The organism is Exiguobacterium sp. R-39 (assembly GCF_049942815.1).
Lineage (GTDB): Bacteria > Bacillota > Bacilli > Exiguobacteriales > Exiguobacteriaceae > Exiguobacterium_A.
The window spans coordinates 1,823,509-1,844,422 of the sequence record NZ_CP187965.1; the positions used below are offsets into that span (position 1 = coordinate 1,823,509).

Sequence of the window (20,914 nt, forward strand, 5' to 3'; positions counted from 1 at the left end):
ATCCTCTCTCTATTAAACGGCCGTATGTGCCGTGATAAATCCTTCGATCCGGTCTAATGCTTCAAGTACCCGTTTCGGGTCTGTCGCATACGATAACCGGACATATTCTGGTGCGCCGAAGCCGGAGCCCGGAATCAGGGCGACCTTCGCTTCCGACAAGACCGCTGTGCACCAGTCATCGACGTTTGAGAAGCCACACATTTCGGCTGCCCGTAAGGCATGTGGGAACAGGTAAAAAGCACCTTCCGGCTTCAGGCAGGTTAAGCCTGGAATTTGAATCAACCGGTCGTAAATTTGTTCCAAGCGTTCTTCAAACACAACACGCATCGCCTCGACCGGTGCGTCACCTTCCGCATAGGCTGCGACCGATGCCGCTTGCGCGATCGATGTCGGATTTGAAGTCGAATGACTGGCAAGGTTCGTCATCGCACTGATGATGTCTTTCGGTCCGATGGCATAACCAATCCGCCAGCCTGTCATGGCATGCGATTTCGACACGCCGTTGATGATGACCGTCCGCTCGCGCATATGTGGTAACGTCGCAATCGATAAATGCGTCACACCGTTGTATAACAGCTTTTCGTAAATTTCATCACTGATGACAAGCAAATTGTGGGCAATCGCTACATCTGCGACCATTTCAAGTTCTTCCTTCGTGTAGACCATCCCTGTCGGATTCGAAGGTGAGTTTAAAACAAGTGCTTTTGTTTTCGGCGTGATATGCTGCTCGAGCAGATCACGCGTTACTTTAAAGCGTGATGCTTCCGTCGTCTCGAGGATGACCGGAACGCCGTCACTCAGTTTGATTTGTTCCGGATAGCTGACCCAATACGGAGCCGGGACGATGACTTCGTCGCCCGGATCCAAAATCGCCTGGAACAATGTCGATAAGGCATGCTTCGCTCCGGAAGCGACCATGACTTCCGAACGGTCATATGATACCCATAAATCACGGCGGGTTTTTTCAATGATTGCATCTTTTAGAGCCACTGTTCCGCCGGACGGCGTGTACTTCGTATCGCCTGCTTCAGCTGCTGCAAATGCCGCTTGGATGATAAATTCTGGAGTGTTGAAATCCGGTTCGCCTGCACCGAGTCCGATGATATCTTGTCCTTCTTCACGCAAGGCTTTCGCTTTTGCAGTAATCGCCAGTGTCGTTGACGGTGTCAGTTGTTGTACCCGTTTCGATAACATCCTGCCCACTCCTTTTTTAGTTGATCCGTAATCGTTTGATGAAGGATCCCTCTTGATAGGTATAATACGAATAATCGTATCCGGTCGTCGTTTTAGTGACAATTTCAATCAGCGCCCGGTCTTCAAAACCGTATTTCGCTGAAACGATGTTCTCCGGATTGCCCGCTTGTCGAATGACATCGGCAATCTTCATCCCATCCTTGACACGTCTCGTCTCGATTTTACCCTTTTTCGGAACGAATGCCCGTAATGCTTGACCATCCTGTTTAATCGTAAAGACACTATACTGGGTTTTTCCATTAAATACATAATCAAATTGAATCTGTTGCGGTGCCACTTCTTTTTTCAAACGTGATTCCGCCTGTACGGCAACGGTTTGTTCGCGTTCTTTTGCCTCAGCAACGGTGAATTGATACACACCTGTCCCGATGAGCGTAATCAAAAGGATGAAGCCGATCAGACCAATGACGATCTTCCACTTCATGTGCGGTAGATGGTAAAGACCATCTGCTCCTTATCTTTTTCGTCCAATGCCAGACCAAACATCAAATCTTCTGTTTTTAACGTGCGATTCAATAAGTCTACAATCTTGTACGTATCGTCATGGCGGTTGACCTTGACGGTTGCTAGCGTCTCGATTTTCGAATCCATCTTATATCCTCCCTCATTTTTCTACATCTATTATAATGCGATAATGCTTATTTTAACAGACTCAATCCGTCTCATTTAAGAACAATTCCAACTCGGCCGTTAATTCGTCGAGCGGTTGCGCTAAAAGCGGGACATTGGGCAGACTGGAAACGAACCGTTTTCCGTACCGTGTCGTCTCGATCCGGCGGTCAAAAATGAAGACGACCCCCCGGTCATTTGTCGTCCGGATCAAGCGGCCAAATCCTTGTTTGAAGCGAATGATCGCTTGCGGCAAACTGTATTCGAAGAACGACGATTTGCCTTGCTGTTCAATCTGCTCCGAACGTGCTTGAACGATTGGTTGATCGGGTGGTGCAAACGGCAGACGCACAATGACAAGACAGCTGAGATCATCACCCGGAACGTCAACGCCTTCCCAGAAACTGGCTGTACCGAACAGGATGCAGGCATCGAGCTGTTTGAATTGTTTCATCAACCGTTGTCGTGACCCTTGGGTGATTCCTTGGGACAGCAGCGTAAACCGTTCCGGCAAGGCCATTTTCGTCGCATCATGCGTTTGACGCAACATCTCGTTTGACGTAAAGAGTACCAACATCCGGCCTTCCGTCACTTCGGCAATCCGGATGATAGCGTCCGCAATGACTTCAGAATACGTCGCTTGCGGCACGTCCTGCAATAACGGTAAATCGGTCGGGACCATCAGCCGGACTTTTTCTGCATAGCCAAACGGTGACGGAACGATGAAACGTCGTGTCTCAAGTTCCGATAGTCCAAGCCGTTTTTCGATGAACTGGAATTTATTCGAAACCGTCAAGGTCGCAGACGTTAAGATACAGGTCCGTTTCGAAAACACTTCCCGGTGCAGACGGTCTGAAATATCAATCGGTTGCGTATAAATCCTTGTTAACTTTCGATTTTTAGCTGTCGTTTCAATCCAGGAAACCGTCTCGTCGTGAGGTGCGAGCATCGTCTCGAAAATCGCCTGTTCGACTTCCTCCAGTTGGCCGATGACAGCCTTTAGATCGGCTACGACCGAGCGCTCACGGTAACTCATATGTTCCCGTTGATCATGGAACAGTTTATGAATCGCCCGAATGGCTTGCCGTAACCGTCTTAAGACAAGTTCGACCCGTTTCGCGCTCTCCTGTACGGCACGCATTGAATGATCCAGTCGTTTGAAACGAACCGTGACCCGTCCTTCACGCCGTTCTTTTCGTGATGCGAGTTCAAGACCGTAGGCTTGAATGATCGTCAACAGTCCGTCTGCTTCTTCAAGCAGTGCTGTCAACGTCTCATCGATCGTTTCACTGTGCGCTTCGACCAACTCCGTCAAGTCATATTGATCCGATAAACTAATCAGACGCGTCAATAATTTTTTATCGGAAGAGAATCCAAGCTGTCTGAAAATCCGGTCAAAGGAATGGCCGTCAAAAACCAATCCAAAATGATGACTGGCCACTTCTTCGATTTGATGTGCTTCATCTAAAATCAAGGGGCATCCCTTTGGTAAGACGCCGGCTTCATATTGAATATCACTAAACAACAAAGCGTGGTTCGTGACGATAATCGTCGCTTGTTTTGCCCGTCGGACTGCATGATGGAAAAAATCACGGCTGTACCAGGGGTCAAACCGTCCGAGTTGCGACTGGCTGTCCGACTGAATCAGTTGTTTGATGGCGATATTACCTTGCGCTGCCCCGCCGGGTAAACTGACTTCCTCCAGGTCTCCTGTCTCGGTCTGCGTCAACCAGACTAACAAAATCGCTTTAGCGAGCGTGAAGTTATACGGTTCTTCCGTTTCACTGAGAAAAAACTCGAACTTGCGCAAGTCCATGTAATTGCTGCGGCCTTTTAACAGGGTGATGTCAACCGGTGCTTCAAACAATTGGCGTAAAAGCGGCAGATCCCGGGCAAATAACTGTTCCTGCAATTGAATCGTGTGCGTACTGACGATGATCGGCGTTTCATGTTCAATCGCATAATGCGCCGCCGGTACAAGATACCCAAGCGATTTCCCGGTTCCCGTTCCTGCCTCGACCAGTAATGGCGTTTCTTGATCAAGCGATTGATAGACGTGACGCATCATTTCAAGTTGTCCCATACGCGGTTCATATCCAGGAAACAGTTGCGGGAATACCGTTTCATTCAAGCGGTCGACGAACGGACTGAATGGTTCCAGTTCTGTCCGTTCCATCCATTCTTCCGGTTCGGTGCGTTTCTTTAAAGCCAGCTTACGGAAATAATCAAAACGGTCATCCGGCTCCAGTCCCACCGTTTGAATCGCTTGATCGATTTCTTCTTCAATGGCGCTAAACAGCTTTCCCGCTAACCGACGTAAGTGTCGTAATGTATCGAGCGGTAAATCCTGTAGACGCGTAAGTAGATGGAGCAACAATTCCGCTGTTGCCTCGGCATCACTCCCAGCCCGGTGTGCTTCATGGTGCGTCAGTTGTAACGCTTCCGTCAAATGGGACAAGGAATGACTTTCGGCAGTCGGCAATAAGATTCTTGCCAGCTCCACTGTATCAATGACAGGACCGGAGTACGGTAAATACCCTTCTTCCTCTAGTGCTTCATTCAAAAAGCTCAAATCAAACTGCACATTATGGGCTACGAACACACCGCCATCGAGTAATTGAAGAACACGCGGTGCAATGGTCGCGAAGGACTCCGCCTGCGCCACGTCCTCATCTTTAATACCGGTTAACTGAGAAATAAACGGCGGAATCGGTTTTTGCGGACGGACAAATGCCGACAGACGATCTGTAATCTGACCATCTTCAATTACTGCCACTCCGATTTCAATCATCTCATCGCCGGATTTAATCGAATGTCCGGTCGTCTCTAAATCCACTACAACAAACTTCTTTTCCACGACTCATCTCCACCTTTAACCATCCATATCTTATATATATGGCATCTCAAGTTCCATCTTAACAAAAAAGAGACCCGAATGTATCTCGGGTCCCTCAAAAATCATAAGATCGTATGTGCGATTTCCTGCGATAACATCTGCTTGATTGAATTATCCTGATCAAGGACCGCGACTTTCGGAACATGTGATGAGATTTCTTCGTTTGTCAACTGCGCATAGGCCATGATGATGACTTCATCTCCGATCTGGAAATGACGGGCAGCTGCTCCGTTCAAACAAATCACGCCAGAACCGCGGGCACCCTTGATCGCATACGTCTCAATCCGTGCGCCGTTTTGATTATTCGTCACTTGGACTTTCTCATTTTCGAGAATCCCGACCGCATCGAGCAAATCCTCGTCAATCGTAATCGAGCCGACGTAATGGAGATTTGCTTCCGTGACACGGGCTTTGTGTAATTTTGCATGCATGAATGTGCGTAACATAATCATGCTCCTCTCGTATATAGTAAGTTATCAATCAACCGGGCCGATGCAAATTGAACGGCAACCGCCAGTAAAATCGTTTCCGTTGTCGCTTCAACCGGTCCGAGCGTCGGATAGGCGACGGCTTCCACATAATCAATCGTCGTTCCTTCAAATTGAAGGGACGTACGGGTTTGTGCAAGAACGGTTTCAAGTGGTTTCCCGGCGTCGAGCGCTTGTTTTGCTTCCTGCAATGCGTGTTGAATCCCCGGCGCTTGCTTGCGTTCTGCTTCCGACAGATAGACGTTACGCGACGATTTCGCCAGTCCATCCGCTTCGCGAATGATCGGACACCGCTTGATTTCGACCGGGATGAAGTAATCTGTGACGTATCCTTCAATCAATGCCAATTGTTGTGCATCCTTTAATCCGAAATAGGCACGCGTCGGTTGGACAATATTAAACAATTTACTGACGACCGTTAAGACCCCGTCAAAATGTCCCGGACGTGATGCGCCACATAAGACGTCATCACCCGAACGAACGGTAACCCGCGCCATATCGAGCGGATACATGACATCATTCGTTGGATAAAAGAGGTAATCGACACCTGCTGCTTGCGCCAGTTGTTGATCGCGCTGTTCATCGCGCGGATAACGGTCTAGATCTTCGTTTGGACCGAATTGGGTCGGATTGACAAAGATACTCAAAACAACGATATCGTTTTCCTGACGTGCCTGATTCAATAATGAGGCATGTCCTTCGTGCAAGAACCCCATCGTCGGAACGAATCCGATCGATGTTTGTCCTGCCAACGCTTCCCGCAGTTGTTCAACACTCTGCATGATTTTCATTCTTTTGATCCTCCATATAACGCCCCGATCAATTCTTCATCCATCATAAAGGAATGGGCGAGTTCAGGGAAAGTTCCGTTTTTGACTTCTTGGACATACTGCGCAATCGCTTCCGTACCTGATGTGTTCCAATCCGTGTACGCTTTGACGAATTTCGGAAGCCGGCCGACACCGTACGTCAAAAGATCATGATAAACCAATACTTGACCCGCAACATCCGCCCCTGCACCAATCCCGATGACAGGAATCTTCAGGAGTTCCTGAACACGTTTTGCGAGGGGATGCGGTACACATTCGAGGACGAGCATCTTCGCTCCGGCTTGTTCTGCTGCCAAACTGTCGGCAATCAACTGTTCCGCTGCTTCAAGCGATTTCCCTTGGACTTTAAACCCTTCGAGCACCCCGACAGATTGTGGTGTCAGTCCTAAGTGCGCGACACACGGCATCCCGGCATCGGTAAGACGGCGGATTGTCGTCAAGATGTCTCCGGCCCCTTCAAGTTTCAGGGCGTCTGCTCCGCTTTCTTGGAAAATACGGGCTGCTGCTTCAAGCGTCCGGTCAAACGAACCATGGTAACTGGCAAACGGCATGTCGACGACCATGAATGTCGCCGGCGCCCCGCGCCGAACGGCTTTCGCATGATGGACCATATCGTCTACGGTCACGGCAATCGTCGAATCATAGCCGAGAATGACGTTCCCGAGTGAATCACCGACAAGTAGCAAATCGACCTGTCCGGCTTCTGCCAGTTTGGCTGACGGATAATCGTATGCCGTCAGCATGACGAGTTTTTCGCCCGCCTGTTGTTTTTTTAATAAAGGTGTCATCGTGTGCATGTGTGTTCTCTCCTTCGTAGTTTAGAGAAGACAAAAGGAAACGCCTTCCTTCCTAAAATAATCCATAGGAAAGAAGGCGTGGATAAGTGCAATATCATCCTTCTGTCCCTGTCCGAGTAGGATCAAGGCAGTCAAATAAACGTTATGAATAAAAGCCTCTAACCGGTATGACTCCAAATGGCTATCATCCTCGCATTCATTATACATGATTCAAAAAGCAGACTGCAAACGTCCGAGCTTACATTTCCGTCCAGTAAATCAATTCGGCGGAATGAAATGTTGTCAGGCCCGTCTCTGTTTCGATCTGCAAAGTACCATCCGTCCGAATTCCACGTAAGATTCCGGTCACGGTTTCTTGCCGTGTGCGTAACGTTACTAGATCGTTCAACCGGTCGGCATGTCTCTCCCACGCCGGAACAAATGATGCGAATCCGTCCGTCAACCACTTCCGGTACATCGGCTCAAACGTATTTAAAAACAACGCGACGATTTCAGCGCGGGCAATTGATTTCCCTGTCGCTATTTTTAATGATGTCGCCCGGTCTGACAATACTTCCGAAAACTGTTCGTGATGAACGTTGATACCGATTCCGATGATGACGGAATTAATACGATCCGCTTCCGTTTGCATTTCTGTCAAGATACCGGCTACTTTTCGTCCACCGATCAGCAAATCGTTCGGCCATTTAATCGTCGCCGGAACATCGAGCGTCCGGAACGTCTCAGCTAAGGCGATACCGGCAAGTAATGTCAATTGACCGGCTTGGTGAAGCGGTGTTGCCGGTCGCAAAATCAAACTCATCGCAATGCCCGCTCCCCGCGTCTCATACCACGTGCGTCCGAGTTGCCCCCGACCGCCGGTTTGAAAGTCACAGACAATCAGTGAGCCTTCGTTTGCTGCTTGCTGAGCTTGTTCATGGGCAATGCGTTGCGTCGTTTCTGTCTGTTCGAGATGGATGATCTGTTGTCCAAGCGCCTGCGTCCGCAAATGTTGTTGAATCGCAAGCGGGGTCAACCGGTCACCTTGATCGGCTAAATGATAGCCTGTTTTTTTATTCGCTTCAATGATGTATCCGGCTTCTTTTAATGCCGCAATTTGTTTCCAAATGGCGGTACGTGAAATATTTAAATGATCAGCCAACTCTTGTCCCGATATCCAGTCGGTCTGCATCAGTGCGTGGAGGACTCGGTCCCGTGTTGATTTTTCCAACTCTTCACTTCCTTTAACAGAATCTCGCGTTGATTGTCCAGTTGGCAGTGTACGACTTGTCGCTCCAGGTGATGAAGCGCTTCTTTAATCTGGTTTTTTTGCAACCCGAGCTCGATCATGTCACGCCCGTTGACCGTCAAGTCTTGCAGACGCCGGATCGGCAAGGACATCCGCCCTTCATGTCGGCGTCCTGTCATCTCGTTCAAATGTTCCAACTCTTCGTCCGATAGCCGGTAACGTTGCCAATCGGATAACGTCGCTTCCTGAACAAGCGGAGCCAGTGTCTTCGCACGCCCTTCCTGTTTTTTCGAACGTTTCCAGGCCCTTAACGATTCCGGTCGGAGTCCTGCGACTAAGACGAGTGTCCAGACGTCATCTGACGATACACCATTAAACGGGAACGTCATCAACTGCTTGATGATCGTCTCGTTCAGATCGGGCATATACTGCTGGATTCCGGTTCGGAGCATCGCCGCTAAAGCCGCTTCACGTCCGGGACCTAACAACAGTTTTTCGAACTCAATCGCAATGCGCTCAACGGCAACCGATTGAAGATGCTGTTTTTGGTTTTTGATCGCCAGTTCCGTCTCCTGGTCGAGCATAAATTCCAACTGGCTCATGAATCGAAATGCCCGGATCATCCGCAGGGCATCTTCATTAAAGCGTTCTTCCGCTCGACCGACCGTCCGGACGACTTTTGCTGCCAAGTCGTCTTGACCGCCAAACAGATCCACGAGTCCGGTCGGCTTCAATGCCATCGCATTGATTGTAAAGTCACGACGCGTCAAGTCTTCTTCCAAGCTGACACCGAGCGTCACTTCATCCGGACGCCGGCGGTCACTGTACGTGCTTTCCGAACGAAATGTCGTCACTTCAAACGGGACATGATCGAGGACAACCGTGACCGTGCCATGATCGAGTCCGGTCGGAATCACGACCGGAAAGAGGTGCATGACTGCTTCCGGAAGAAGCGAAGTTGCCAGGTCATAATCTCCGGGTTCCCGTTTGAGCAACATATCCCGGACCGCTCCACCGACGATATAAGCTTCGCCGCCCGCCTCTTCAATCGTTCGAATGATCTGATTGGCGTAGTCAAGCATTTTCATAGCGTGCACACACCCGTTCATACAGCAGTTCGTAGGCACGAACGACTTGATTGGAATCAAACCGTCTCCGGGTATCGCGAATCCCTTCCTCTGCCAATTCTTCCCGCAGTGTCGCATCATCCGCCAACTGTCCAATCCGGTCCGCTGCGGCCTTGACATCATACGTCGGTACGATGAATCCCGTTTTCCCGTCTTGAATCACTTCCGGCAATCCACCGGCACTCGAGACGACACTCGGCACACCGACAGCCATTGCCTCGAGGACGACAAGTCCGAATGCTTCTTTTTCCGACAACAGTAAATGAATATCACTGATCGCCAGCAACTGGGCGACATGCTCCTGTTTGCCGGCAAAAATAATTTTGTCGTAAATCCCCAGTTCCTTTGCCCGGCGTCGCGTCTGCCCCATTTCCGGACCGTCTCCGACCAATAACAAGCGCATGGCACGATCCTTTGAAGCAATCGCAAAGGCAGCGATTGTATCATCGATTCGTTTGACCGGTCGGAAATTCGAAATATGGATGACAACGACCTCATCCGGTTCGATGCCGTAGTGGCGTTTCAATCGTTCATCCCGCATCGGATAATACATACTTTCATCAATTGAGTTCGGGATGACTTCAATCGTATATTGTCCGTTTAATGTCATGTTTGTTTCAAGCGCCAGACTTTCGGAAACTGCCGTGACGGCATCCGAACTTTCGATGCCGTACCGGATCGCCGGTTGCATCTCTAAATCCTGTCCAATGACGGTAATATCCGTTCCGTGTAAAGTCGTTACGACAGCCACACCCTTTTTCTTCGCCATGTTTCGCCCGAGCTCCGCACAAACGGCATGCGGCACAGCGTAATGGGCATGAATGACATCAAGATCAAACAAGTCAATGACTTCCGCTACTTTCGACGCCAGCGTGATGTCGTACGGTGGATATTTAAAAACCGAATATTGATTCACCTCGACGAGATGGACGGTAATGTTCGGCCGGTACTCCGTCAGTCGAAACGGAATGCTCGATGTGATGAAGTGTACATCGTGTCCCCGGTCTGCTAATTTCATGCCGAGTTCCGTCGCTACGACACCACTGCCACCGACCGATGGATAACAGAGAATCCCAATCGCTTTTTTCATATCTAGTTCACTCTCTCTTCATTAAGTAATGTCCTGTCCCCTGCTCATTGTAATCAAATTGCCGACTAAAAACTACATCTGCCACTTTTCAAGTGATTTTCATCAGAAAAGCTAGTCTTTTTTGACGTCTGCCGTTACCCTAGAGAAAGAGTCATGTCAGAGAGGAGCAATCAGATGGCACCCCCATTTCAGTTTCCGATTCGTATTCAAAATATCATTTGGATTTTGATCGGATCATTTATTTTCGCTTTTGGTATCTATCATTTTAACGTGCAGAACGAGTTGGCCGAGGGAGGATTTACAGGGATCACCTTGATTTTAAAAGGATTATTCGGGTTTTCCCCATCTGTCACGAACTTGTTGCTCAACATTCCATTATTCTTCGTCAGTTATAAATTGCTCGGGCGGACGACGTTCGTCTATACGTTGATTGGGACGTTCAGTTTTTCAATTTGGTATGGATTGATTGCCAAATACTCACCGCTTGAAATTTTCTTGAAAGATGATATGGTCCTCGCGGCTTTATTTGCCGGTGTCTTTATCGGTGTCGGTCTCGGCATCATCTTCAATAACGGCGGCACGACCGGTGGTGTCGATATCATCGCCCGCTTAACAAAACGGTATTTCGGCTGGTCGATCGGCCGGACATTCATGGTCTTCGACTTTTTTGTCATTATCGCATCACTGAGCTATCTCGATTACAAACAGGCGATGTACACGTTACTTGCCGTCTATGTCGGTGCTCGCGTCATTGACTGGATGCAAGAAGGGACGTATGCCGGAAAAGCCGCGATGATCATCAGTGATCAACGAACGGAAATCGCGGATGGTATTCATGCGACGATGAATCGCGGGACGACTCGCTTGATCGCCAAGGGCGGGTATTCAGGACGCGACTTGGAAGTACTGTACGTCGTCGTCGCCCGAAATGAAATCACACGATTGAAGACACTTGTCAAATCAGTCGATCAACATGCCTTCATCACCCTGCATGACGTTTATGAAGTGACCGGAGAAGGATTCACCTTCGATGAAAACCGAATTCCGATCAAAGAAACGTGATTGGGCAGCATACAAAAAAAAGACGAAAAATCCGATTGGATTCCTCGTCTTTTTATTTACCTGTTTTTAATCATCACTTGACGGTGCAAAGACAATCAATGCTAAGCGAATAAACTCAGCAACCGCAACGAGCGTCGCAGCGACATATGTCCAAGCCGCTGCATTCAGGACACGGCGCGAACCGCGTTCTTCTTCTGCATCGATGATTCCATGTTCCGTTAACTGGACCATCGCCCGTTTTGAAGCATCAAACTCAACCGGCAACGTCACGAGTTGGAAGATGACTGCTCCGAGCATCAAGATGACTCCAAGCATCGCCAGTCCACTCATACCCGCCAAGAAACCGATCAATAGTAACGGGAATGACAAGTTAGACGTAATCGAAGCCACCGGAGCAATCCGGTGACGGACCCGCATCATTCCGTAATCCGTCGCATCTTGGATGACGTGGCCGATTTCGTGTGCCGCGATCGAAACCGCTGATACCGTCGAACCGTAATAGACATCTTCCGACAGGCGGACGACCTTGTTCGTTGGGTCGTAATGATCGGACATCGTTCCCCCAATCGGCTCAAGACGAACATCGGTAATCCCGTTTTGCTTCATGATGAAGTCTGCGACCTGCGCTCCCGTCACTCCACTGTGAATCGGAACTTCCTGATATTTTTTGTACGTCTTTCTGACACGCATCTGTGCCCAAATCGGCACGATGATGATGATTGCCAGATAGATTAAATAGTTCGCCATATCGTCGCTTCCTTTCATAAAAAAAGATTATAGTCTTATTTTATGTTCAAGCGAACTTATTGTCAATCGAATCGCGTGCGACAAACCAATATCCCATCAAAAGACATAATCCGGTCAACCAAAACGAACCGTATCCGATCCACTGGATATGTTCGGCAAGTGCCGGATACCGCGGCCACTGTCCGAGCACATAATCCACAACATCGTTATGAATGACCCAAATTGAGACGAGAACCAGTTCCTTGATCCGAAACGTCATGACAGGCGCATACAAGAGTGCCTGAAATGCCATCGCACCATGTGAAACCATCAGCATCAAAGCCATCGCGGTCAAAAAGGAATCATCCGTCCCGAGTTCCTGTAACATCAACGCATTCATGACGACTGCCCAAACCCCGTATTTAATCAAGGTGACGAAAGCAAGGGCTTCAAATAAACGCGATCGTCGATTGAAAATCCATAAAAAGATGATAATCGTAAAAAAGAGCGAGGCTGTCGGGCTATCCGGAATGAACGGATAATAGTACCATTTCGACTGCGCGAGTTGCGGCTGATACCAGTAATAGCCGTATAATGTTCCGCCCAGATTGATCAATGCAAGCGGCCAAAGCACAGCTTTATGTTTTAAAATATGAATGAACGGCATATATCGTCACCTCATGATAGACAAAAACCGGAGGAAAATTCCCCCGGCCGGTTGTCTTATTTATTGTTTTCTCCGCCTTCACCGTATGATGCGATGAATTTAGCAAGTTCTTTATGATCTGCATCTGAACCTTTGAACTGTCCAGCAGGCATCGAACCGATACCTTTAACTGCGATATCATAAATCTCTTTTTCTGTCTTCTTCGTCCCGACGAGGGCTGGAGCTGCTGCGCCGCCTTCGAGGTTCTTACCATGACAGTTGACGCATGATTGATTCGAGTAAATCTCGAAACCTTTTGCTGCTGTATCGATTTTTGGACCTTCGTTCATTGTCAACTCACCTTGTTTATGGATAGTATCCCAGTGTGTTGTCTGAACTGATTCCCATGTCAAGAAGACGATCGATACGATCGCAAGTAACATCATGCTGACCGCGATCGGACGTTTTGCCGGGCGACGTTCGAGTCCTTGATCGAGCCATGGCGCAACTAACAGTGCCGTAAACGCAAGCCCAGGAAGGATGACGGTACCCATCAAAATGTACGGACCAGCCGCAAATTGATATTTCAAGAGCTGATAGAGGAATAAGAAGTACCAGTCCGGAAGTGGAATGTACGACGTATTCGTCGGGTCAGCGATATTTTGAAGCGGTGCTGCTTCAACGATAGTCAATGTCATGAAGCCGATCAGGAAGACCGCTCCTACCATCCATTCGCGAAGCAAGAAGTTTGGCCAGAACGCTTCCGTCCGACCTGGATACTCCGAATAGTCTTTTGACTTATTCGGCATCCGGTTGTTGATCGACACCCGTGAATCGGTGACGAATTTCATTCCTTTACCACGATGCATCGTGTTCTCCCCCTTTTAGTTGTCTAATGATAAGTGTCGGTTTAAAGTGGTCCAGAGATCCCTTGTTTACGGATCATCATGAAGTGGGCCCCGAGCAAGACGAACAATGCTGCAGGAAGGAAGAAGACGTGAATCGCAAAGAATCGAGCGATTGTGCTTGCACCGACGATTTCCCCACCCGCCAGGAGTGTTTTCGCGATACCACCGATGACAGGAATACTTTCCGCAATTTGAATCGTAACTTTCGTTGCGAACAATGCTTTCATATCCCATGGCAACAGATATCCTGTCAGACCAAGTGCTAAGACAACGAAGAATAACAGTACGCCGACAACCCAGTTCAATTCACGTGGTTTTTTGTATGAACCTGTGAAGAAGACACGTAATGTATGTAGGAACAACATTACGATGACGACCGATGCACCCCAGTGGTGCATACCACGGACGATTTGACCGTGCGCTACTTCATTTTGAAGATAGTACACGGACGCATGCGCATTGATGATGTCTGGTACGTAATACATTGTCAAGAACATCCCTGAAAGAATCTGGATGACAATCGTGAAGAATGTCAACCCGCCAAAACAATAAACGAATGCTGAGAAGTTATGGGCCGGGTTAACGTGTTCTGGAACTTCATGATCGGCGATATCTCGCCAAAGTGGCGTAATATCAACGCGCTCATCAATCCAATCATAAATTTTTTGCATCATCGCTTACGCACCTCTTTCGACTGGTTTACCTAGGTAAAGGAAACCATCTTTCTCTTGCTTTTCATATTCATCAAGCGGTTTCGTCGGAGGCGTACCTGGTACGTTAACGCCATCTTTCGTATACCGGCCGAAGTGACATGGGCAATAGAATTGTTCTGGGTGCGTCGGATCCGCTCCAAAACTGACCTGGCATCCTAAGTGTTTACAGATCGGTGATAAGGCCAATACTTCGCCTTTATCGTTTTTAAACACCCACGCAGATAACGTTTCTTCAAACTCATACCACGCATCCTGTGTCTGTTTTTTGAAGTCGACCCGTTTTGGTTCTGTCGTGATGTCCGACAACTTCATTACTTTTACTTTATCGCCTGCTCCTGATTTCTTCAGGACTGGGTCAACTGCGAAGTTGACCATCGGCATGACCATCGTCGCCGCCATAAAGCCGCCGACTCCAGTCAATGTATACGTCAAGAATTGACGACGTGTTACGTTAGACCCGTTTTGAGCCATCTCGATCCCCCCTCGTGATGTACGTTGTGCCCCAAGACCACAGTACTTCACACAAATTTCTCACATGGTAATAGTATCTTAATAAAATCATTGCGTCAACCGCTTCATAGCGCGGTCCAGCGGTTTCCTAACTGCTCTAAGACTTGCCCGACAAAATTCCCGACCATCTGACCTTGTTGATCGCGACTCATCGTCTCAAGCGATAAACGTGGGACATAAATGATGTCCGTGACCGATGTCTCTTTCCACCGTAAATCGGCAGTAATGAACGTTACAAATCGAAACTGCTCTGAAGATGCGGCCTGCTCCCAACTGGTGAGCTGGTCAATGGACGGTTCACCAATATATGTCATTGGCGGAACAAGCATCGCCCGTCCCGACAATTGCCGTTCGACTTCCGTCGCGACAGTCATTGTCATATCTGCACATTCCGAGAAAGCATGCATCGCTTCGTCGAATCCGACGGGAATCAATGGGACAATCAACGTATCGATATACGCTTGTTCGTTTCTCGTCCTTTGAACATCGGATGGTTTGAAACGCAAGTCATTCCCCCCTTTCCTGTTCACTTACATTTCGTCACATTTAATGTATCATATCCGCTTTTGGAACTGCTTCTTTAATGTGAACGTTTTATGAAATTAGCTACAATTTTTCTTCATATTTTCCCCTTAGTTTCGATTTCGAAAAAAAGCCTTCCTTCGGTTCAGTCGAAGGAAGGCAAACGACTCGATTTTCCGATCAAAGTTGACTGCGAATAATCCGCAATTCGTCCGAAAGCGATTGGAAACGATTTTTATCCCGGGCGTCGAGCGCCTCGTCAATCAATCGGACCAAACGTTCTTCTTCTTGACGGTTGACGGTCGCCGCAATGAAATTCATTGCCGCATCTGCCAATTTCGGTTCAACGGCCACTTCCGGTCGAAAAGGATTTTCCTCTAACAGCGAGAGGTACTCGTCATCCATCATCATTCCTTGAAAGTTTAACTCGATATAGATCGGCTCATCGGTCAAACGAATATCATGATAGGCTTTTTCCGGATCGGTCGTCTTGACCTCTCCTTTTTTAAAGAGAAAAGGGTCTGCATCAAATCCATAGGTCGTAATGATTATTGCCTTGGGCGCAAACATGGCATTTTGAACAAAATGAACCTGTTCGAGCTTCGAATCGTTTCGAAGCCAATAATCGATGATCCACTTTGATTCCCGACGTTTCAACGTATAATAGGTCAAGATGCGGCGCAAGAAACGCTGCTTTCTCTCTGTCATCTTAATCCTACTCCCTTCTCCAGTGAAATCATCCATCCATTCGTTCGACATAGTCGACTAAATCGGCATCTTCCGGTGTCAGATTGGCTGCCCGGCGTAATAAGACCAGTCCTTCGTCGCGGCGCCCTTCTTCTACGAGAGCATACCCGTACTCTTTTAAGAATAATGCATCATCTGCAAAAGCAGCTTCCACTTGCGCATATTTCTCCATCGCCTGCGTATATTCTTCAAGCGCGTATAACGACCGGGCGCGATACCACGTTAAGATCGGTGCCGTCACATGTTCTTCGATGGCGGAAATCGTCTCGAGCGTCGCGTCATGATCTTCGTCTTCTGCGAGTAAGGCCAACAGCCGTTCGGCTGCGACAAGGGATTCTGGGTTGAGGGCTAATGCTTCACGTAACGCTTTGACACTGCCTTCCCGATCACCAAGTTTCAAGAGGAACAAGGCTTCCATCGTCCGTAACTCGTCGTTGTAATCATCACGTTCGATTCCTTGCTTGATGACATTGAGCGCTTCTTTCGTCAAGCCGAGTTCCGACTGACTTTCCGCGTATGGAACATAGGCCGACGTATAGTCGGGATCCTGCGCAATCAGTTGCTGGAATGTCTCGACCGCTTTTTGGTGTTGTCCGACCCGGTGGGCCGTCATGGCGAGACCGAATAACGTATGCAGATCCGAGCGCTCGGCAACCGCGCGTTCATATAGTGGAATCGCTTCTTCAAACTCACCGATCATCGCCAGTGATTCCGCATAGAGGGCATCAAGCGGTAACTCTTCGCGTAAGAGCGGATCGGCCGCGATTTCCGCAAACAAAGGAACGGCTTGATCAAAAGCACCGAGTGTCATATAGAGTTCCGCCAGTCCATACGCCAGCAATGGTTCGTTTGGGGCCAAGTCACGCGCTTGTTTTAATTTAGCTAACGCTACTTCATCGAGCCCTTGGGACTGATACAGGTCAGCCAGCAAAACCAATGTCCGGGGACCATTCTCAATATCCGTCACATCGACCTGCTCAAGCACAGTGATGGCCTCTTCTTCTCGGTCCAAATCGATGTAACATTCTGCAAGTAATAAAGCTACACCGGCATTTCCCGAATAATCGACATACAAAGGTGCCAGTAAATCGACTGCCCGATCGGATAAGCCCAATTCGATATACAAATCGGCGACCGCTAAACGATCTTCATCCGTCCCGGTTTTTTCGAGCTGTTCGAGCGCCGTTAATGCTTCTGACGTGTGACCATGTTCGAGACTTTCGACGATCTCTTTTAATACGTTTTCGTTCAAGGCAAACGCCTCACTTTCCTCTATTTCACTGTTCGCGATCTTTTTCAGGGATTCGTTTGTTGCAGTGTCTTTAAATCATCATAAAACGTTGGGTAGCTGACTTCAACTACTTCATTCCCAAGGACTTGAATTTCCGGCTGTAATGTTGAGGCGATCGTCAACATCATGGCCAGACGATGGTCCCCCGCACTGTCGACCGTCGCTCCTGTGAGTGGTGTCGGTCCATCAATAATCATGCCATCTTCCGTTGCTTCAATCTTTGCCCCGATTTTTTGAAGGGTGGATACGACCGTCTCAATTCGATCTGTCTCTTTGACACGCAGTTCTGCTGCATCCCGGATGACTGTCCGCCCTTCTGCTTGTGTCGCAAGCAAAGCAAGCAACGGGATTTCATCAATTAACGAGGGAATTTGCTCCCCTTCGATGGCTACTGCCTGCAAGTGAGTCGTCGTCAGGGTTACATCCGCCGTCTCTTCTCCCGCCGTTTCACGGCGATTTGTGATTTCGACACTGGCGCCCATTTGGCGTAACACTTGCAAAAATCCAGTCCGGGTCGGATTCATCAAGACATGTTCCGTCGTGATTTGGCTGTCGTCTCCTAAAGCCGCTGCTGCCCACCAAAAAGCCGCAGAAGAAGGGTCACCCGGAATATCGATCGTCGTTGCCTTTAGTCGGACCGGTCCTTGCAGACGAATCTGTCGGCCTTGTTCCAGTTCTTGAATCGTCAGATCTGCTCCGAATTTCGGTAACATCCGTTCCGTATGATCCCGCGATAAAATCGGTTCGACGACTGTCGTCTCTCCTGTTGCAAACAATCCGGCCAATAACACCGCACTTTTGACTTGAGCGCTCGCTACCGGCAATGTGTAGGTCGTGCCGACAAGCGGTTGACCATGAATCGTCAGCGGGGCATATGTGCCCTCAATGTCCGCTCCAAGTGTCGCAAGCGGAACAGTCACCCGGTCCATCGGCCGTCGCTGTAGCGAAGCATCTCCTGTTAAAATGTATGTTTCCTGTCCGCCGGCCAAAATCCCGCTCAACAAACGAATTGTCGTTCCTGAATTGCCGCAGTCAATCGTTGCCGCCTTCAGAGTAGCGGTACCGGTAATCCGAATGTCTTGTTCCGTCCGGTGAATTTGTGCCCCGAGTGCCTCGACTGCTGCGAGTGATGCCAGACAGTCTGCTCCTAGCAAGGCGTTTGAAATCACGGTTGTCCCCTCTGCGATTCCGCCCATCAAAAATGCACGATGGGTCATTGATTTATCGCCTGGTACGCGTACTGTCCCTTTTAACCCCACTTTAAACACCTCACTGTTTGATCGTATGCTTCTTCTAGACGTTTCCGGTTGATTGCTTCTAAGCCAAATCCGTCTTGACCTTGTAAGACAAATCGAATCGACGCATCATTTTTTTTATCCCGTTTCATCAACTCCAAGTATCTTTCAAACGGTTGACGTTCCGGTAATACGACACCGATTCGACCAATCAGTTCCACCAGCTGACGGGCTTGACGCTCATTTCCTTCGAGTAACGATACAAAGACCAGTCCAATTCCGACCGCTTCTCCGTGGGAAAGATCTGCACTCGCATATTCAACCGCATGGCCAAACGTATGTCCATAATTTAAAAAGGCGCGGATGCCCGCCTCACGTTCATCCTGCTCGACGATATGTTGTTTCACTTTAATCCCGGCTGAAATCCAGTCTGCCAGCGCTAACTGTTTGATATCTGCCAATTCAAGTCCGATCAAATCTTCAGCAAATGTCGGACGCGCCAATAATCCGTGCTTCAATAATTCAAAAAAACCGCTTCTCCATTCGCGGTCAGGCAATGTTTGTAAAAAGGCGGGATCGTACAAAACAGCAGAAGGCTGATAAAAAGCACCTACTAAGTTCTTACCCCAACGTAAGTTTAATCCAACCTTTCCCCCGACACTCGAATCGTGAGCAAGCAGGGTCGTCGGGATTTGGATAAACGGAACTCCGCGCAGGAAAGTCGCCGCGACGAATCCGGCCAAGTCACCAATCATGCCGCCTCCGACTGCAAGGATCATCGTCTTACGGGTTGCTCCCTGCTCAATTCCCTCTTCCAATAACCGTTGATAGACAGATAATGATTTGCTGTCTTCTCCCGGCTCGACGATACTGACAGATTGATCTGTCAATGGAAAACAGCTTTCGAGCTGACTTCGAATCGACACCATGTGTAAATACGCTACGGTCTGATCCGTAATGATCCAAAACTGATCTGCTTCTTGCGCTTGTTTGATTTCACGAATATGATGGATAGCCTCCGCTTCGACATAGACCGGATAAGGACGGCTTGCCTCGATGATCAGATGCGTCAAAAGAGACGCACCTCCTCCCGGTAGTCTGTAACAGCCTGCTTAAGACGACCAAGCGTCGATGTACCGAACATCTCAAGGACAGCTGCAGCAATCTCAACGGCTACGACGGCCTCAAGTACGACCGCAGCAGCCGGAACGGCACACGCGTCACTTCGTTCGATTTGGGCAACGAACGGTTCTTTTGTTTCAATGTCGACTGACTGCAGGGGACGATACAGAGTCGGTATCGGTTTCATCGCTACTTGGACCCGAATCGGCATTCCGGTCGACATACCTCCTTCGATTCCTCCCAGATGATTCGTTTTACGGAAATAACCTGTCTCATCATGCAGAATTTCATCTTGGACGGTACTGCCTTTTCGTCGAGCCAGCTCAAATCCGTCTCCGAATCCGACTGCTTTCATCGCATTGACACTGATGACAGCCCGGGCGATACGACTGTCGAGTTTCGTCTCGTTTTGCGTAAAGGAGCCGATTCCCGGCATGACACCCGTCACGACCACTTCGACTTCCCCGCCTAACGTATCTCCGTCTTTTTTGGCTTGATCAATCGCTGCCATCATTCGCTCCGCTGCCGCTTCGTCGGCACAGCGGACAGGTGATGTCTCAATCGCGTCACGATATGTTAGTGGATTGATGACATCCGCATCGACGCCACCAATCGAACGGACATGCGAGAATAAATCGATGTCGAGTTGGCTCAACAGTTGTTTGGCAATCGCACCGACAGCGACACGTGCCGCCGTTTCCCGGGCAGACGAACGTTCGAGGACATCCCGTAAATCCCGGTGCCCATACTTCAATCCGCCGACTAAATCCGCATGTCCCGGTCTTGGACGGGTTAGCGTCCGCGGACGTTCCAACTCTTCTTGCAACGGTTCTGCCTGCATGACTTGTGTCCAGTGGGTATGATCTTTATTTTCAATGAACAGGCTGATTGGTGCGCCCGTCGTATAGCCATGGCGGATTCCCCCACGGACATCTACCGCGTCCTGTTCGATCTGCATTCTCCGTCCTCGACCATAACCACCTTGGCGACGTGTCATCTCACGTTGTACTTTGTCAAAATCAATGATAAGACCAGAAGGGATTCCTTCGATGATGACCGATAATCCTTTACCGTGTGATTCACCTGCTGTCATATAACGCATGTTGCCTCATC

The 20,914-nt window shown here is 48.9% G+C and carries 22 protein-coding genes; 1 reads left to right on the forward strand and 21 read right to left on the reverse strand.

Annotated elements, in window-relative coordinates:
- Positions 1-12: 12 nt before the first annotated feature.
- From ACP26N_RS09725 to bshA, 10 genes are all read right to left on the reverse strand, one after another.
- Complete coding sequence (locus ACP26N_RS09725; RefSeq protein WP_131502527.1) at positions 13-1,194, reverse strand: pyridoxal phosphate-dependent aminotransferase; 1,182 nt, start codon at positions 1,192-1,194, stop codon at positions 13-15.
- Between the two features lie 16 nt (positions 1,195-1,210).
- The gene (locus tag ACP26N_RS09730; protein WP_131502528.1) at positions 1,211-1,678 is read right to left on the reverse strand and encodes a hypothetical protein; all 468 of its coding nucleotides are present in this window, start codon (positions 1,676-1,678) and stop codon (positions 1,211-1,213) included.
- Positions 1,675-1,845, reverse strand: a complete 171-nt coding sequence (locus tag ACP26N_RS09735; RefSeq protein ID WP_012370646.1) for a YpmA family protein — start codon at positions 1,843-1,845, stop codon at positions 1,675-1,677. The genes ACP26N_RS09730 and ACP26N_RS09735 overlap by 4 nt, the downstream gene beginning before the upstream one ends.
- A 61-nt stretch (positions 1,846-1,906) precedes the next feature.
- Positions 1,907-4,720, reverse strand: a complete 2,814-nt coding sequence (gene dinG, locus ACP26N_RS09740; protein ID WP_426353731.1) for an ATP-dependent DNA helicase DinG — start codon at positions 4,718-4,720, stop codon at positions 1,907-1,909.
- A 101-nt stretch (positions 4,721-4,821) separates the two neighbouring features.
- Positions 4,822-5,205, reverse strand: a complete 384-nt coding sequence (panD, locus tag ACP26N_RS09745; protein WP_026828094.1) for an aspartate 1-decarboxylase — start codon at positions 5,203-5,205, stop codon at positions 4,822-4,824.
- Positions 5,206-5,207: 2 nt separating this feature from the next.
- Positions 5,208-6,038 carry a pantoate--beta-alanine ligase gene (gene panC, locus ACP26N_RS09750; RefSeq protein WP_426353733.1) on the reverse strand — a complete coding sequence of 277 codons (831 nt, stop codon included), beginning with the start codon at positions 6,036-6,038 and terminating at the stop codon, positions 5,208-5,210.
- The gene (gene panB / locus ACP26N_RS09755) at positions 6,035-6,874 is read right to left on the reverse strand and encodes a 3-methyl-2-oxobutanoate hydroxymethyltransferase (protein ID WP_114595574.1); all 840 of its coding nucleotides are present in this window, start codon (positions 6,872-6,874) and stop codon (positions 6,035-6,037) included. The genes panC and panB overlap by 4 nt, the downstream gene beginning before the upstream one ends.
- A 238-nt stretch (positions 6,875-7,112) precedes the next feature.
- Positions 7,113-8,084: a biotin--[acetyl-CoA-carboxylase] ligase gene (locus ACP26N_RS09760; protein WP_426353735.1), complete on the reverse strand. Its 972-nt coding sequence runs from the start codon at positions 8,082-8,084 to the stop codon at positions 7,113-7,115.
- A complete protein-coding gene (locus ACP26N_RS09765) occupies positions 8,045-9,190 on the reverse strand; it encodes a CCA tRNA nucleotidyltransferase (protein ID WP_426353737.1) in 1,146 nt (381 codons plus the stop codon). Before ACP26N_RS09765 ends, ACP26N_RS09760 begins: the two co-directional genes overlap by 40 nt.
- A complete protein-coding gene (bshA, locus tag ACP26N_RS09770) occupies positions 9,177-10,319 on the reverse strand; it encodes an N-acetyl-alpha-D-glucosaminyl L-malate synthase BshA (RefSeq protein ID WP_026828089.1) in 1,143 nt (380 codons plus the stop codon). Before bshA ends, ACP26N_RS09765 begins: the two co-directional genes overlap by 14 nt.
- A gap of 174 nt (positions 10,320-10,493) precedes the next feature.
- Here bshA and ACP26N_RS09775 point away from each other — a divergent pair, with 174 nt between their 5' ends.
- Complete coding sequence (locus ACP26N_RS09775; protein ID WP_114595571.1) at positions 10,494-11,381, forward strand: YitT family protein; 888 nt, start codon at positions 10,494-10,496, stop codon at positions 11,379-11,381.
- A 66-nt stretch (positions 11,382-11,447) separates the two neighbouring features.
- On the opposite strand, the gene ACP26N_RS09780 is transcribed toward ACP26N_RS09775, so the two are convergent.
- The 11 genes from ACP26N_RS09780 to aroC form a co-directional block, all read right to left on the reverse strand.
- The gene (locus tag ACP26N_RS09780; protein ID WP_114595570.1) at positions 11,448-12,128 is read right to left on the reverse strand and encodes a zinc metallopeptidase; all 681 of its coding nucleotides are present in this window, start codon (positions 12,126-12,128) and stop codon (positions 11,448-11,450) included.
- 46 nt (positions 12,129-12,174) lie between these two features.
- Positions 12,175-12,774 carry a DUF1405 domain-containing protein gene (locus ACP26N_RS09785; RefSeq protein WP_426353739.1) on the reverse strand — a complete coding sequence of 200 codons (600 nt, stop codon included), beginning with the start codon at positions 12,772-12,774 and terminating at the stop codon, positions 12,175-12,177.
- 56 nt (positions 12,775-12,830) lie between these two features.
- The gene (locus ACP26N_RS09790) at positions 12,831-13,622 is read right to left on the reverse strand and encodes a menaquinol-cytochrome c reductase cytochrome b/c subunit (protein ID WP_114595568.1); all 792 of its coding nucleotides are present in this window, start codon (positions 13,620-13,622) and stop codon (positions 12,831-12,833) included.
- Between the two features lie 41 nt (positions 13,623-13,663).
- The gene (qcrB, locus tag ACP26N_RS09795) at positions 13,664-14,335 is read right to left on the reverse strand and encodes a menaquinol-cytochrome c reductase cytochrome b subunit (protein ID WP_012370658.1); all 672 of its coding nucleotides are present in this window, start codon (positions 14,333-14,335) and stop codon (positions 13,664-13,666) included.
- Positions 14,336-14,338: 3 nt separating this feature from the next.
- Positions 14,339-14,845: a ubiquinol-cytochrome c reductase iron-sulfur subunit gene (locus tag ACP26N_RS09800; protein ID WP_026828085.1), complete on the reverse strand. Its 507-nt coding sequence runs from the start codon at positions 14,843-14,845 to the stop codon at positions 14,339-14,341.
- A 104-nt stretch (positions 14,846-14,949) separates the two neighbouring features.
- Positions 14,950-15,390 (reverse strand): DUF2487 family protein, encoded by a 441-nt coding sequence (locus ACP26N_RS09805; RefSeq protein ID WP_114595567.1) that lies wholly within the window; start codon positions 15,388-15,390, stop codon positions 14,950-14,952.
- Between the two features lie 196 nt (positions 15,391-15,586).
- Positions 15,587-16,114, reverse strand: a complete 528-nt coding sequence (locus ACP26N_RS09810) for a ReoY family proteolytic degradation factor (RefSeq protein ID WP_114595566.1) — start codon at positions 16,112-16,114, stop codon at positions 15,587-15,589.
- A 28-nt stretch (positions 16,115-16,142) separates the two neighbouring features.
- On the reverse strand, positions 16,143-17,405 hold the full coding sequence (locus tag ACP26N_RS09815) for a tetratricopeptide repeat protein (protein ID WP_114595565.1): 1,263 nt from the start codon (positions 17,403-17,405) through the stop codon (positions 16,143-16,145).
- A gap of 44 nt (positions 17,406-17,449) precedes the next feature.
- Entirely contained in the window at positions 17,450-18,703 is a 1,254-nt protein-coding gene (gene aroA / locus ACP26N_RS09820) for a 3-phosphoshikimate 1-carboxyvinyltransferase (protein WP_131972538.1), read from the reverse strand.
- The gene (gene aroB, locus ACP26N_RS09825) at positions 18,694-19,752 is read right to left on the reverse strand and encodes a 3-dehydroquinate synthase (protein ID WP_426353744.1); all 1,059 of its coding nucleotides are present in this window, start codon (positions 19,750-19,752) and stop codon (positions 18,694-18,696) included. The genes aroA and aroB overlap by 10 nt, the downstream gene beginning before the upstream one ends.
- Positions 19,749-20,903, reverse strand: coding sequence for a chorismate synthase (gene aroC / locus ACP26N_RS09830; protein WP_188004484.1), 1,155 nt, complete (start codon positions 20,901-20,903; stop codon positions 19,749-19,751). The genes aroB and aroC overlap by 4 nt, the downstream gene beginning before the upstream one ends.
- Positions 20,904-20,914 lie beyond the last annotated feature (11 nt).